16 protein-coding genes are annotated in these 13,839 nt (G+C 62.5%); 11 read left to right on the forward strand and 5 right to left on the reverse strand.

All coding sequences use genetic code 11. The annotated features are described in order from the left end of the window. Positions 1-11: 11 nt before the first annotated feature. The 9 genes from M0654_RS10385 (at position 12) to guaA (ending at position 8,239) form a co-directional block, all read left to right on the forward strand. A complete protein-coding gene (locus M0654_RS10385; RefSeq protein WP_248683025.1) occupies positions 12-704 on the forward strand; it encodes a glutathione S-transferase family protein in 693 nt (230 codons plus the stop codon). Further along, positions 685-1,860: a tRNA epoxyqueuosine(34) reductase QueG gene (gene queG / locus M0654_RS10390; protein ID WP_248683026.1), complete on the forward strand. Its 1,176-nt coding sequence runs from the start codon at positions 685-687 to the stop codon at positions 1,858-1,860. Before M0654_RS10385 ends, queG begins: the two co-directional genes overlap by 20 nt. Beyond that, the gene (locus tag M0654_RS10395; RefSeq protein ID WP_248683027.1) at positions 1,860-2,732 is read left to right on the forward strand and encodes an SDR family oxidoreductase; all 873 of its coding nucleotides are present in this window, start codon (positions 1,860-1,862) and stop codon (positions 2,730-2,732) included. Before queG ends, M0654_RS10395 begins: the two co-directional genes overlap by 1 nt. Positions 2,733-3,111: 379 nt before the next feature. Continuing rightward, complete coding sequence (locus M0654_RS10400; RefSeq protein WP_248683028.1) at positions 3,112-3,522, forward strand: septal ring lytic transglycosylase RlpA family protein; 411 nt, start codon at positions 3,112-3,114, stop codon at positions 3,520-3,522. 95 nt (positions 3,523-3,617) lie between these two features. Further along, on the forward strand, positions 3,618-4,907 hold the full coding sequence (locus tag M0654_RS10405) for an RsmB/NOP family class I SAM-dependent RNA methyltransferase (RefSeq protein ID WP_248683029.1): 1,290 nt from the start codon (positions 3,618-3,620) through the stop codon (positions 4,905-4,907). Positions 4,908-4,996: 89 nt separating this feature from the next. After that, positions 4,997-5,449, forward strand: a complete 453-nt coding sequence (locus tag M0654_RS10410; RefSeq protein WP_248683030.1) for a TspO/MBR family protein — start codon at positions 4,997-4,999, stop codon at positions 5,447-5,449. Positions 5,450-5,521: 72 nt separating this feature from the next. Then, positions 5,522-5,971 (forward strand): PaaI family thioesterase, encoded by a 450-nt coding sequence (locus tag M0654_RS10415; protein WP_118851359.1) that lies wholly within the window; start codon positions 5,522-5,524, stop codon positions 5,969-5,971. Next, complete coding sequence (locus M0654_RS10420; RefSeq protein WP_248683031.1) at positions 5,968-6,621, forward strand: 5'-methylthioadenosine/S-adenosylhomocysteine nucleosidase; 654 nt, start codon at positions 5,968-5,970, stop codon at positions 6,619-6,621. The genes M0654_RS10415 and M0654_RS10420 overlap by 4 nt, the downstream gene beginning before the upstream one ends. A 40-nt stretch (positions 6,622-6,661) precedes the next feature. Next, positions 6,662-8,239 (forward strand): glutamine-hydrolyzing GMP synthase, encoded by a 1,578-nt coding sequence (gene guaA / locus M0654_RS10425; protein ID WP_248683032.1) that lies wholly within the window; start codon positions 6,662-6,664, stop codon positions 8,237-8,239. Between the two features lie 57 nt (positions 8,240-8,296). Here the strand turns inward: guaA and M0654_RS10430 are convergent, their stop codons facing one another. After that, positions 8,297-8,560 carry a spike base protein, RCAP_Rcc01079 family gene (locus M0654_RS10430; protein ID WP_118851356.1) on the reverse strand — a complete coding sequence of 88 codons (264 nt, stop codon included), beginning with the start codon at positions 8,558-8,560 and terminating at the stop codon, positions 8,297-8,299. Positions 8,561-8,782: 222 nt separating this feature from the next. Here M0654_RS10430 and xseA point away from each other — a divergent pair, with 222 nt between their 5' ends. Then, positions 8,783-10,390, forward strand: a complete 1,608-nt coding sequence (gene xseA, locus M0654_RS10435; protein WP_248683033.1) for an exodeoxyribonuclease VII large subunit — start codon at positions 8,783-8,785, stop codon at positions 10,388-10,390. Between the two features lie 49 nt (positions 10,391-10,439). Here the strand turns inward: xseA and M0654_RS10440 are convergent, their stop codons facing one another. The 4 genes from M0654_RS10440 to M0654_RS10455 form a co-directional block, all read right to left on the reverse strand. Further along, positions 10,440-11,693, reverse strand: a complete 1,254-nt coding sequence (locus M0654_RS10440; protein WP_248683034.1) for an aminopeptidase — start codon at positions 11,691-11,693, stop codon at positions 10,440-10,442. A 69-nt stretch (positions 11,694-11,762) separates the two neighbouring features. Next, on the reverse strand, positions 11,763-12,650 hold the full coding sequence (locus M0654_RS10445; protein ID WP_248683035.1) for an MBL fold metallo-hydrolase: 888 nt from the start codon (positions 12,648-12,650) through the stop codon (positions 11,763-11,765). 9 nt (positions 12,651-12,659) lie between these two features. Beyond that, positions 12,660-13,133, reverse strand: a complete 474-nt coding sequence (ybaK, locus tag M0654_RS10450; protein ID WP_248683036.1) for a Cys-tRNA(Pro) deacylase — start codon at positions 13,131-13,133, stop codon at positions 12,660-12,662. Positions 13,134-13,147: 14 nt separating this feature from the next. After that, positions 13,148-13,501, reverse strand: coding sequence for an ArsC family reductase (locus M0654_RS10455; protein WP_248683037.1), 354 nt, complete (start codon positions 13,499-13,501; stop codon positions 13,148-13,150). 173 nt (positions 13,502-13,674) lie between these two features. Here M0654_RS10455 and M0654_RS10460 point away from each other — a divergent pair, with 173 nt between their 5' ends. Next, on the forward strand, positions 13,675-13,839 hold the full coding sequence (locus tag M0654_RS10460; protein ID WP_248683038.1) for a hypothetical protein: 165 nt from the start codon (positions 13,675-13,677) through the stop codon (positions 13,837-13,839).

The raw sequence follows: 13,839 nt of genomic DNA on the forward strand, positions 1-13,839 counted from the left end.
AAAAAATATCGATGCCCACTCTTTATCATCATCCTATGTCGTCGACGTCGCGGTTTGTCCGGCTGATCCTGGCGGAATACGGCTTCCAGGCCGATCTCGTTGAGGAACAACCGTGGGAAAAACGCCGCGAATTCCTGACGCTCAACCCGGCCGCGACGCTTCCGGTTTATGTTGATGACAGCATGCGGGTACTTTGTGGCCCTTCCGTGCTCATGGAGTTTCTCGACGAAACCCATGGTGTGCTGAAACGGGACAGGCGGCTCCTGGCGGAAGATCCGTGGCAGCGCGCCGAGATCCGTCGGCTGACGGAATGGTTCCTCCAGAAGATGGAACAGGACGTTACCCGGCCGCTCACCCGCGAGCGGATCTACAAGCTGCAGATGACGGCGGCACAGGGCGGCGGCGCCCCGGACTCCAAGGCGCTGCGCACCGCGCGCGCCAACATCCGGCAGCATATGAAATATCTCTCCTGGCTTGCTGGTTCGCGACAGTGGCTTGCCGGCGAGCGGATGAGCTATGCGGATCTTGCTGCCGCGGCCGCCATCTCCGTGCTTGATTATCTCGGTGAAATTGACTGGGCGGAAACGCCCGTTGCCAAGGAATGGTACCAGCGCATCAAGTCGCGACCATCCTTCCGGCCGTTGCTTGCAGAGCGCGTGCGCGGCCTTACCCCGGTATCACATTATGCGGACCTTGATTTCTGAACCCGTCGATCGGGAGGAGGAAAAGGCTTTACGGCGGCGGGCAAAACTGACCGCCTTCATTCGCGAGGAAGCGGCGGCACAGGGTTTCGACCTCTGCCGCATCACAAGCGCCGACAGCATTCCGCAGGCCCCGGAACGCTTGGACATGTTTCTCGCCGAGGGCCACCACGGCACGATGGAGTGGCTGGCGGAAACCCGGGATCGTCGATCGGACCCGCGGGTTCTCTGGGACCAGGTGAATTCCGTCGTCATGTTCGGCCTGAACTACGGGCCCGATGAAGATCCCCGCACCCTCCTCGACAAGCCTGGTTCTGCAGCGATTTCCGTTTACGCGCGCAACCGCGACTACCACGATGTCATCAAGGGTCGCCTGAAGGAAATCGCTACCCGTTTTGCGGCCCGCGCCGGCGAGGACGTGAAGGTCTTCGTCGATACGGCGCCCGTGATGGAAAAGCCGCTCGCGGAAGCGGCGGGCCTCGGCTGGCAAGGCAAGCACACCAATCTCGTCAGCCGCAGCCATGGATCCTGGCTGTTCCTCGGCAGCATCTTCACCACGGCCGACCTTGAGCTGGACGCGCCGGAAACCGATCATTGCGGTTCCTGCCGCGCCTGCCTCGAAGCCTGCCCGACGGCAGCCTTTCCGGCACCCTACCGGCTCGATGCGCGCCGCTGCATCTCCTACCTGACCATCGAGCACAAGGGACCGATCGAGCCGCATTTCCGGCCGATGATCGGCAATCGCATCTACGGCTGCGACGATTGTCTCGCCGCCTGCCCATGGAACAAGTTTGCCGCCAGCGCTTCCGAGATGAAGCTGAAGGCGCGCGAGGACCTGAAGGAACCGTCGGTCGCCTTCCTGCTGACGCTGGATGACCCGACCTTCCGCAGTTTCTTCAGTGGCTCGCCGGTAAAGCGCATTGGACGCGACCGGTTTGTGCGCAACGTGCTGATTGCCGCCGGCAACTCCGGTGACCGGGCGCTCATCCCGCAGGTGGAGAAGCTTGCAAGCGATCCCTCGCCCGTCGTGCGCGGCATGGCGGTCTGGGCGCTGAAACGCCTGATGCTCGATGAAGAATTCCTGTTGTTTGCGCAACGGCGCCCGACGGAGACGGATCCCGAGGTGCAAGAGGAGTGGAAGCTCGCTGGAGTAAGCTGATGCGCGTGATGATTTTCGGTTGCGGTTATTCCGGCCAGGCGATCGCGAACTCCTACCAGGCGGCGGGCGCCACGGTTTGCGGCACGGCCCGGTCGGCTGAGAAGGCATCACAGCTGACGCAAGCCGGCATCAACGGCTTCATCTTCGATGGCACCGAGTTCAGCCCGGAACTCCTGGCGGAGCTAAAGGAGATCACGCATCTCATCCAGTCCATTCCGCCGGGCAAGGACAGCGACCCGCTGCTGAAACTGATCAACGGGCGCCTGTCCGCGCTTTGTCCGAAGCTCGAATGGATCGGCTACCTGTCCACCGTCGGCGTCTACGGCGATCATGGCGGCGGCTGGGTGACGGAGGAAACGCCTGGCAGCCCGATCCTCGGCCGGTCCATCGACCGGATCGATACGGAAGAGGCGTGGACGCATGAGGCTGAGCAGGCGGACGTGACGGTCGCAGTTTTGCGCCTTTCCGGCATCTATGGTCCCGGCCGCAACGCTTTCGTCAACCTTGCCCGCGGCACGGCGCGCCGCATCATCAAGAAGGATCAGGTGTTCAACCGCATCCGCGTGGAGGACATCGGCGAGGCGGCGCTTTTCCTCGGGCGTGGACGTACGGGGGGCATCTTCAATGTCACCGATGACGAACCCGCTCCGCCGCAGGATGTGATCGTCGAGGCCGCACGGCTGATGGGTGTCGAACCTCCACCGGAGCATGACTTCGAGACCGCCGAGATGACGCCGATGGCGCGCTCGTTCTATGGCGCCAACAAGCGTGTTTCCAATGCCAAGATCAAGGAGGCCGGCCTCCGGTTCCGCTTCCCCAACTACCACATGTCGCTTGAGCAGCTCTGGCGCGATGGCATCTGGCGAGGATAAAATTCCCAGCCTCTTCGGGTGAAAATTCCTACTTACCCGGCCTGGCCGGTTAAACTTTCTTTACTGTTGCGGCAGCGCGCCACAAAAATTTCGCCGATGTGGCGGAAATTGCCGTAACGCAATATATTTTTTTCGTTACATTTCGTGAGCAGCGGTCAGGCCAATTGGAAGCAGAATCAGATTCTTCCGATCCCCTGATTCTCAACGATTTCTTCTCCGAATCGTTAGCCGGCCACTTAAAAATATCGCTCGAAATATAATCACGAATGTTTCAGTCTGAAATATTCCGTGATCGCGAATCCCACTTTTCCGCCACTTTTCGCCCTGCTTAGCCGCTTTTGCACGCAACGTGCAGACCAAACGAACGGGGACGACCGACTTGACAACAAATCGACGCTCGACATTCGCCGCGGCCTCCATTGCTGCTTTTGCAATCTTCGCCTCAGCGCAGTCCAGTGCGGCTGCCGGCTGTGGCCACGCATCCTGGTATGCTTTGGGCAGCAAGACTGCCTCCGGGGAACGGATGAATGCATCCCTTCTCACCGCCGCCCACCGCACGCTGCCGTTCGGCACCAAGGTGATGGTCACCAACAAGCGCAACGGCAAGAGTGTCGTCGTGCGGATCAATGACCGTGGCCCCTTCATCCGCGGCCGTGTGCTTGATGTTTCCAAGGCTGCCGCCAAGAACATCGGCATGGTCAAGTCCGGCACTGCGCAGGTCTGTTACCAGATCGTCGACGGCGGCAACGGCAAGATCGCCGGCAAGGGCCTGAAGAACATCGACGGCTGATCCGACATAAGTGGACATCGCCTTCCCGACTTGCCCTTGCTCCTGATCCCGGCTAGGACCCACAGGTATACGGGTTCAACCGAACGGAGACGGACATGCGACTAGGCGGGCGACTGGCGGGAGCCATCGAGGTTCTTGCAGATATCGAGGCTCGCAAGCGACCTGTCGCAGACGCCTTGAAGGACTGGGGCCTTGCGCACCGGTTCGCTGGTTCGGGCGACCGCGCTGCGATCGGCAACATCGTGTATGACGCGCTCCGCATGCGCCTGTCGCATGCTTGGCTCATGGACGACGAAAGCCCGACTGCGCTGGCCTATGCCGTACTCATCCGCCAATGGGGCCTTTCCCAGGACGACCTCCAGGCAGATTTCGCCGATGATCGTTTCGCGCCGCCGGCCCTGACCGAAGCCAATCTTTCCGCCTTCAACTCTCGATCCCTTTCGGATGCGCCAGCACACGTGCAGGCCGACATTCCGCAATGGGTGCAGCCGTCCTTCGAATCCAATTTCGGCGAGGACTGGCTGGTCGAGGCACAGGCGCTTGCCGGCCGTCCGGCGCTCGACCTGCGCGCCAATACGCTGAAGGCGTCGCGCGACAAGGTGCTCAAGGCACTCGAGCGGGTCGGCGCAAAGGCCACGCACCTTGCTCGCAACGGCATCCGGATTGCCGCTGGCGAGGGCGCTTCCCGCCAGCCAAACGTCACTGCCGAACTTTCGTTCCAGAAAGGCTGGTTCGAAGTTCAGGACGAAGGTTCGCAGGTGGTGGCCGACCTGGTGCAGCCCGGTGAACACGACCAGGTGCTGGATTTCTGCGCCGGCGGTGGCGGCAAGACGCTCGCCATGGCCGCAGCCATGAACAACAAGGGCCAGGTCCACGCCTATGACGCGGACCGCAAGCGGCTGGCGCCGATCATCGAGCGCCTGCGCCGTGCCGGTACGCGCAATGTCCAGGTGCATGATGACCCGCGCCAGCTCGACGCGATGAAGGCAAAGCTCGACTGCGTGCTGGTTGACGCGCCCTGCACCGGCACCGGCACATGGCGCCGCCGCCCCGATACGAAGTGGCGCCTGACGCAGAAGAACCTCGAGGAACGTGTTGCCCAGCAGCAGGAAGCGCTGGCGGAAGCGGCGGCCTTCGTCAAACCCGGCGGCTCGCTCATTTACGTCACCTGCTCTGTTCTGCCGGAAGAAAACGATGCCCAGGTGCAGCGCTTCTGCGCCGACAATCCGCAGTTCTCCATTGCGCCCGCGGTTGAAGACTGGTCGAAGCTTTTTGGTGCCGATGCACCAAAGCCCCGTTCGCGGGACGGCAAGACCGTGACCCTGACACCAGCGGCGACCGCCACGGACGGCTTCTTCTTCTGCCGCATGCGCCGCGCCGTCTGAGGCCGGCTCCCCGGGTTTCAAGAGATGAGGCAAGAGTTCGGTCGGGATGATCTGGCCGAACAAAACCTGCCGCCCTATCTGCCCCGGTCATGAACCGCACAGTTATCTATCTCCTCTTTATCATCGGCGTTGTCGGCATCGGCTCGCTGGTCGGCCTCTTCACGCCTACCGGCGACTGGTACCAGGGCCTCCAGAAGCCGTCCTTCAATCCGCCCGGCTGGATCTTCGGTCCCGTCTGGACGGTGCTCTACATCCTCATCGGCATAGCCGGCGCGCGTACCTGGATCGAGGCGCGCAACTCTGCCCGCATGAAGACCTGGTTCGTCCAGATGGTGCTGAACTTCCTCTGGTCGCCCGCCTTCTTCGGACTGGAAAGCCCGTTGCTGGCGCTGATCGTCATCGTGCCGATGCTGGTGTCGATCATCGTCTTCATCCGCCAAGCCTGGCAGCCGGACAGGGTATCCGCCCTCTGCTTCCTGCCTTATGCCGCCTGGGTATCGTTTGCGACCGTACTTAACCTGTCGATCCTGCTGCTGAATTAAGGATCAGGCTCTCCGCGCGCTTGCGGAACCCGCCCGTGCATGCGAGTTTCGCAACTGCGAAAGGGACACGGCATGAACGGGCGGGACATCGGCGATTTCAGCGAGCGCGTGCGCCAGAGCTTTTCACGCCAGGGTGCGATGAGCATGCTCGGCGCGGAACTGACCCGGGTCGAGCCGGCCATGGTCGAGATCGAGCTTCCCTTTGACCCGAAGTTGACGCAGCAGCACGGTTTCCTGCATGCCGGCGTCATTTCCGCGGCTCTCGACACCGCCTGCACCTATGCCGCCTATGGCGTCATCGAGCCGGATGTCTCCATCCTCACCATCGAGTTCAAGGTGAACATGATGTCGCCCGGTCGTGGCGACCGCTTCTTGTTCCGCGGCGAGATCACCAAGCCCGGCTCCACGATCATCGTCGCCGATGGCCGCGCCTATGCGATCGGTGACGGTCCCGCCAAACTCATTGCCTCCATGACCGGCACGATGATGGTGATCCGCGGCCGCGAGGATGTCATCGAATGACAGTCGCGCTGCCCCTCGGTGAGCCGGTGCTGGCTGATGGCAGGCGCATCCTCTTCGTGATGGCGGTTGATGCCGAGTACGGTCCAGCGCTGCGCGCTCGCTTCACACCGTTGATGACCGGCGTCGGCCCGGCCGAGGCGGCTGTCGCCCTTTCCCACGCTCTGACCCGCATGCAGGCGGCGGGGGAACTTCCCGATCTCGTCGTCTCACTCGGCTCTGCCGGCTCGCGGGTGCTGGAGCAGACCGAGGTCTATCAGGCCTCCTCGGTTTCCTATCGCGACATGGATGCCTCGCCGCTCGGTTTTGAGAAGGGGCGCACGCCGTTCCTTGAGCTTCCTGCCGTGGTGCCGCTGCGGCTCACCATTCCGGGCATCCCCAAGGCGTCGCTGTCGACCGGCGCAAACATCGTCTCGGGCGCGGCCTATGACCTGATCGATGCCGAGATGGTCGACATGGAAACCTTCGCCATCCTGCGCTGCTGCCAGATGTTCGACATTCCGCTGATCGGCCTGCGCGGCATCTCCGACGGCAAGGAAGAACTGAAGCACGTCAGTGACTGGACCGAATACCTCCACGTGATCGACGCCAAACTCGCCCAGGCGGTGGATCGGCTGCTGGAGGCGCTGGAATCCGGCGATGTGACGCTCTAACGCAGTTGCACAAAATCCAAGATTTCTTTAAAGGCTCGGCATGACCCAGATAGCTCATCCCGACAGCATTCTTATTATCGATTTCGGCAGCCAGGTGACGCAGTTGATTGCGCGCCGTATACGCGAAGCCGGGGTCTATTGCGAAATCCATCCCTTCCAGAGTGCTGCCGCAGCGTTCGAGAAGCTCAGCCCCAAGGGCGTGATCTTTTCCGGCGGCCCGGCCTCGGTCACGGCGGAAGGCAGCCCGCGCGCTCCGCAGGCGGTGATCGACAGCGGCGTGCCGATTCTTGGCATCTGCTACGGCCAGCAGACGCTCTGCACCCAGTTGGGCGGCGTCGTTGAAGGTGGCCATGCTGCCGAGTTCGGTCGCGCCGATCTTGAGGTGAAGAAGGCAAGCCCGCTGTTTGAAGGCTTCTGGGAAGAAGGCGGACGTTACCCCGTCTGGATGAGCCACGGCGACCGCGTCACGCAGCTGCCGGAAGGCTTCGAGGTCATCGCGACGTCGGAGAACGCACCCTTTGCGATCGCCGCCGACGAAAGCCGCCGCTACTACACGACGATGTTCCACCCGGAAGTGGTTCACACGCCGGATGGCGCCAAGCTGCTCTCCAACTTCGTGCACAAGATCGTCGGGCTGAAGTCCGACTGGACCATGGCAGCCTATCGGGCGGAGATGATCCGCAAGATCCGCGAGCAGGTCGGCTCCGAGCGCGTCATCTGCGGCCTGTCCGGCGGGGTCGACTCCTCCGTTGCAGCCGTGCTGATCCACGAAGCGATCGGCGACCAGTTGACCTGCATCTATGTCGACCACGGCCTGATGCGGCAGGGCGAGAGTGAGCAGGTCGTGGGCATGTTCCGCGACAACTACAACATCCCGCTCGTGCATGTCGACGCGTCCGACCTGTTCCTCACCGAACTTGCCGGCGTCACCGATCCGGAGGTCAAGCGCAAGACGATCGGCCGCCTGTTCATCGAAGTCTTCGACGCCGAGGCCTCGAAGATTGCCGAAGACGGCAAGGGCGCACCGAAATTCCTAGCGCAGGGCACGCTTTACCCGGACGTCATCGAAAGCGTTTCCTTCTCCGGTGGCCCGTCGGTCACCATCAAGAGCCACCACAATGTTGGCGGCCTGCCCGAGCGCATGAACATGCAACTCGTCGAGCCGCTGCGCGAGCTCTTCAAGGACGAAGTCCGTGCGCTTGGCCGCGAACTTGGCCTGCCGGAAAGCTTCATTGGCCGCCACCCGTTCCCGGGCCCCGGCCTCGCGATCCGCTGCCCCGGCGCGGTCACCCGCGAAAAGCTCGACATCCTGCGCAAGGCAGATGCGATCTATCTCGAAGAGATCCGCAAGGCTGGCCTCTACGACACGATCTGGCAGGCTTTCGCCGTGCTGTTGCCGGTGCAGACCGTCGGCGTCATGGGCGATTATCGCACCTATGACTTCGTTTGTGCCCTGCGCGCCGTCACCTCGGTCGACGGCATGACCGCCGACTTCTATCCCTATGACATGAACTTCCTCGGCCGCACGGCCACCCGCATCATCAACGAGGTGCGTGGCATCAACCGCGTTGTCTACGACGTTACGTCGAAGCCGCCGGGCACGATCGAGTGGGAATAGTCTGAACAAGGCTCCCGGAGCCGGATCACCCATCCGGCTCCGGAATATCGATACCGGCTAGACCAGGCCGATGATGGCGGATGCCGTCGTGCCGCTCGACATGACGCGCGTAACGCGCAGCGGCAGCAGGCTTCCTGCCGAAAGGTTCGAGAGCGTCAGCGTCTCGCCTGACAACATGCGCACCGCCATGTTGCCGCCTATCCCGACATAAAGAGCCCGCGTCGTCTCCGGCAGGTCGGTTGCGTCATTGGGCGTTACGGCAAATCCCGACGCGGCAGGACCGGACAGGGAAGGCTGGGTATTGGCAAAACGATCGGGCATGGCAGGTTCTCCTTGGTTTGAACGTCGCGCCATTCTCCGCCACGGCCCATAGCTGTGGAAAAACAAGCCGCCAGAAGCCCCTTCCACGGCAAACCATCAAGAAATCTGCGCGCATCTTGAATGGCTTAGCCTGCACTTCCATTTTCCGGTTTCCCAAGAACGTCCACGTGCCCGCCGGCGAGAGATGATGAATTTCCGGGCCGCTTGCTTTAGAAAGACAGGATGACCCCATTCCCGGCCCCTGATTCCCAGTCAAACCTCACCGAGTTTTCGGTGTCGGAATTGTCGGGCTCGATCAAGCGCACGGTCGAGAACGCTTTTGACCACGTGCGGGTGCGCGGCGAAATCTCCGGCTATCGCGGCCAGCATTCCTCCGGCCATGCCTATTTCTCGCTGAAGGACGACAGGGCCCGCATTGATGCGGTGATCTGGAAGGGAACCTTTCCGCGCCTGCGTTTTCGTCCTGAAGAGGGCATGGAAGTCATCGCCACGGGCAAGGTGACCACCTTCCCCGGATCGTCGAAATACCAGATCGTCATCGAGAACATGGAGCCTGCGGGCGCCGGCGCCCTGATGGCTTTGATCGAGGAGCGCCGCCGGCGGCTCGGTGCCGAAGGCCTGTTCGACCCGGCGCGCAAGCGGCCCCTGCCCTATCTGCCGCATGTCATCGGCGTCGTGACCTCGCCGACCGGCGCCGTCATCCGCGACATCCTGCATCGTATCTCGGACCGCTTCCCGGTGCACGTGGTCGTGTGGCCGGTCAAGGTGCAGGGCGAAGGATCGGGTGACGAGGTGGCGGCTGCCATCCGCGGCTTCAATGCCTTTGAGGCCAATGGTTCGATTCCGCGACCCGACGTGCTGATCGTTGCGCGTGGCGGCGGCAGCCTGGAAGATCTCTGGAGCTTCAACGACGAGGCCGTAGTTCGCGCCGCGGCTGAAAGCCAGATCCCGTTGATCTCCGCCGTCGGCCACGAGACCGACTGGACGCTGATTGACCACGCGGCCGACGTGCGCGCACCGACCCCGACGGGTGCTGCCGAAATGGCCGTGCCGGTGAAGGCGGATCTCGACGCCCAGATCGCCAACCTGACCGCCCGGCTGCGGCACTGCTCCAGCCGTCACATGGACCACCGCCGCCAAACGGTGCGTGCACTGATGCGCGCCCTGCCATCGCTGGACCAGTTGCTGGCGCTGCCGCGCCGCCGCTTCGATGAGGCGGCCGCCGGCCTGGGTCGTGGCCTGGAGCGCACGACGGTGGTGAAACGTCGGGCGCTGGAGCGATCTTCTTCCGGCCTGCGCCTGGAGCTTCTCACAAACAGGCTTGCCCAGCAGCGTCAAGCGCTTGCTGACAGGTTGACCCGCAGCGAGCGTTGCCTGGAGCGGCAGTTGCTGAAGGGCCAGAACCGCGTCGATACCGCTGCCGCCAAGCTTGCGGCGCTGCCGGCGCGCCTTGCCGGGCATCTGCAGCGAGAACGCCAGCATCTCGCGTCGCTTTCCCGCCATTCCGATACCGCGATCAGCCATGCGCTGAGCCGCAGCCGCGCCAACGTGATGGCGCAGGATCGCGTCCTGCAGTCGCTCGCCTATACCAACGTCTTGAAGCGTGGCTACGCCGTCATTCGCGGCGAGGACGACAAGCCGCTGACGCGCGCCGCCGATGTGGATGCCGGACGCGCCATCAGCATCCAGTTCGCGGATGGCCGCGTTGCAGCGGTGACAGGAGAAGGGGCACCGGAGGTGGACAAACGCCCGGCACCTGAACCCAAACGCCGCCCGACAACGAAAGCCGAACCGCCTGCCGACCCCCCGAAACAAGGCAGCTTGTTCTGAGGCAGGACGCTCGGCCCTGCCTCGTTAGCTAGTTTCCCGCCAAGAACGGTTAGGCCCATTCGCCCTTGCGCATGACTGGCACGCTCGATCCGTCGGCGCGGATGCCGTCGATGTCGACCTTGTCGGAGCCGATCATCCAGTCGATGTGGATGAGGCTGGAATTGCCGCCCTGCGCCTTGATCTGTTCCTGGCTGAGAGATGCGCCATCAAGGAAGCACTTCGAATAGCACTGGCCGAGCGCGATGTGGCAGGAGGCGTTTTCATCGAACAGCGTGTTGTAGAACAGGATGCCGCTCTTGGAGATCGGCGAGGAATGCGGCACCAGCGCCACTTCGCCCAGCCGCCTTGCGCCCTCGTCGGTGTCGAGCACCTTGTTGAGCACTTCTTCGCCGCGGCTCGCTTTCGCTTCGACGATGCGGCCGTCTTCGAACTTCACCTGGATGTTGTCGATCAGCGTGCCCTGGTGTGACAGCGGCTTGGTGCTGGAAACATGGCCTTCCACCTTCAGCGCATGCGGTGTGGTGAAGACTTCTTCCGTTGGGATGTTCGGGTTGCAGGTAATGCCGTTCTTGGCGGTCGAGGCGCCCCCATGCCATTCGTGTCCGTCGGCCAGCCCCACCGTCAGGTCGGTGCCGGGACCGGTGAAGTGCAGCGCCGAGAAGCGCTCGCCGTTGAGCCAGGTCGACCGCTTCTTCAGGTTGGCGTTGTGCTCGGCCCAGGCGCCAATAGGATCGGCGACATCGACGCGCGACGCGGCAAAGATGGCATCGGCAAGCTTGCCGACCGCGACGTCCTCGGGAACGTCCGGGAATACCTGCCGCGCCCAGGACGGGTTTGGATAGGAGATGATGTTCCAGTTGATGTCGAAGTTGGCGATCTTTTCCAGCGCCGGCTTGTAGGCCATGGAATTGGCCTTGTTGGCGCGCGCCACCTTTGCCGGGTCCTGCCCGGACAGCAGCATGGGGTTGTCGCCGGCGATCGCAAGGCGCGCCGCACCGTTGGCATAAGCCTTTGCCATGCCCTCGTAGAGCCAGTCGGAAGCCTTGTCGAAGCTGCCGTTCGGCGCGTGCTGGTAGCGGGCAAGCGTGGTCTCTTCGTCGGAATAGAAGGCCAAGACGATTCCCGCGCCGGCGATATAGGCATGCTTGGTGATCAGGCGCACAAGCGGCAGCGCCGCGATCGGCGCCGTTATCACGAGGTCCTGCCCCTGCTCGAGCCTCAGGCCCACCTTCACGGCCACTTCGGCCAGCTTGTCGAGCTTCTGCGGATCGACGGCGGTTTGAAAGTTCGGCACGATTGTCATGGTTGACCTCAAATGTTTCGGCTGTATCACGCCAGACTTAGAGAGGTTTGCGGCGGAATTGAAGTCCGCTCAGCCTTTCGCTGCGGTTTTAACGGCTGCGATATTGCTTGCGTGAACCGCTTCATAGGGCCCGAAATAGATCACCGATCCGCGTGCGATCTCCTCGCCCACGAATGCCTTCAGCGACGGGTCGATCTCCTGGCCGGAAGCGGCTGCGGCGGTCATTGCTTCGAGATAGGCGAGGTTGGCGTCGATAAGGCTTGCATCATAGCCACCGGAGGCGATGCGGTCCGGATCACCGTGCGCGGGCAGGATCTTCTCGATCGGCCACGTTTGCATGCGGGCAAGTTCGGCCTGGTGAGTCGCGATCTCGCCTGCTTCGGAAATGTAGGTGACGGTGTCTTCCAGCGTATCCCCGGCCAGCAGCAGCTTTTCCTCCGGCAGCCAGATCACGTTGCCATCAGCGCTATGAATGGCGAAATGGTGAAGCTCGACCCTGCGGCTGCCAAGCGTGAGCTCGAGCCGCTTTTCGAAGGTTGTGGTTGGCATCACCACCGGGTTGATCGGCGGGTTGGCCGCTTCAATCTTCGCCCGGTTCTCGGCCATGCGTTCGGCCGTCAGCTTCAGCGCAATGATTTCGCAATCGGCAAAGACCGCGTTGCCGGCAATGTGGTCCTTGTGCCAATGGCTGAGCACAACGCGGATCCGTTTGACGCCCACGCCTTCCAGATGCGCCCGGATGGCACGGGCATGGCCGAGCGAGATATGCGTGTCGTAAACCAGCGCCTCATCCCCATCGACCAACGCATAGGACGCCACGCCCAGCGAATAGGCGCCGTCGTCCAGCCAGTTCGGCGCGGCATCATGCAGGCGCTTGCCGGCAACACGCCCATCGTAATAGGCGAAGATGCCGGGCTGGGGCTCAAGGATGCGCAGCGTCGCAGTCATGTCCGGCATCGGATCACCTCACGCAACCAGTGCAGCGGCAACGGCGCGCAAGGCTTCCTGCGCCTGGCGCGGATCGACGCGGATCTGCAGGCCCCGCTGGCCGCCGTTGATATAGACATAAGCCTCTTCGAGCGCGGTGATCTCCATCGCCGTTGGCACCGTCTTTTTCTGCCCGAAGGGGCTGATGCCGCCGACATGGTAGCCCGTGGCACGCTCGGCATCGGACGGCTTCATCATATGCGCCGACTTGCCACCAAAGGCCGCCGCGAGCTTCTTCATCGAAACCTCGCGGTCAGACGGCACGACAACACAGACGGGCTTGCCATCGACTTCTGCCATCAGCGTCTTTAGCACCCGTGACGGGCTTTCGCCGATCGCCTCGGCCGCCGCCAGTCCGATCCGGTCCGCGTCGGGATCATAATCATAGGTGACGGTGGTGAAGGAGACGCCCGCCTTTTGCAGCGCCTGGGTGGCACGAGTGGTTTTCGACATGGGAGCAACCGGGGTTAGACTGCGGCAAAAGCCTCTTCGTAAAGGTGGGGCTTGAAGCCGATCAAAAGCTTGCCGTCCGCTTCGAGCACCGGCCGCTTGATCATCGACGGCTGGGCCAGCATCAGTTCGATCGCTTTCTCGCGGTCAATATCCGCCTTTGCAGCATCTTCCAGCTTCTTGAAGGTCGTGCCGGCGCGGTTCAGCACAGTTTCCCAGTTTGCGCGTTCCGTCCAGGTCTCCAGATGCGCCCGGTCGATGCCATGCGCCTTGTAGTCGTGGAAGCTGTATTCGATGCCGCGCTCATCCAGCCAGGCGCGCGCCTTCTTCATCGTGTCGCAGTTCTTGATACCGTAGATCGTGACCGTCATCGGGAACTCCAGGAGTGATCGTCCAGCGATAGCAACATGCGGACGAAATGTGCAAGCCACGGATCGGAACTCGCCGATGATATGCCGGATCTGCATGGCTCCCGTGCTCCCTTGTGCGTTGCACAATAACCACCTGCTCACCATATTCAGCACAACGAGAAGGAGACGAGAATATGTCTGTAAATACCATGAAGCGTGGCAACAGCTTTACCCGTGCATTCGCCGTTGTTGGCGCTGCAATCGCCGTTTCGGCTGCCGTTGAAAACCGCCGCCGCCCGGCTGGCCGCGACCTGGAAACGCTCGGCATCGACCGCGACGCGTTCAACCGGATCCTCTAA

This window comes from Neorhizobium turbinariae (assembly GCF_023223505.1).
GTDB lineage: Bacteria > Pseudomonadota > Alphaproteobacteria > Rhizobiales > Rhizobiaceae > Neorhizobium > Neorhizobium turbinariae.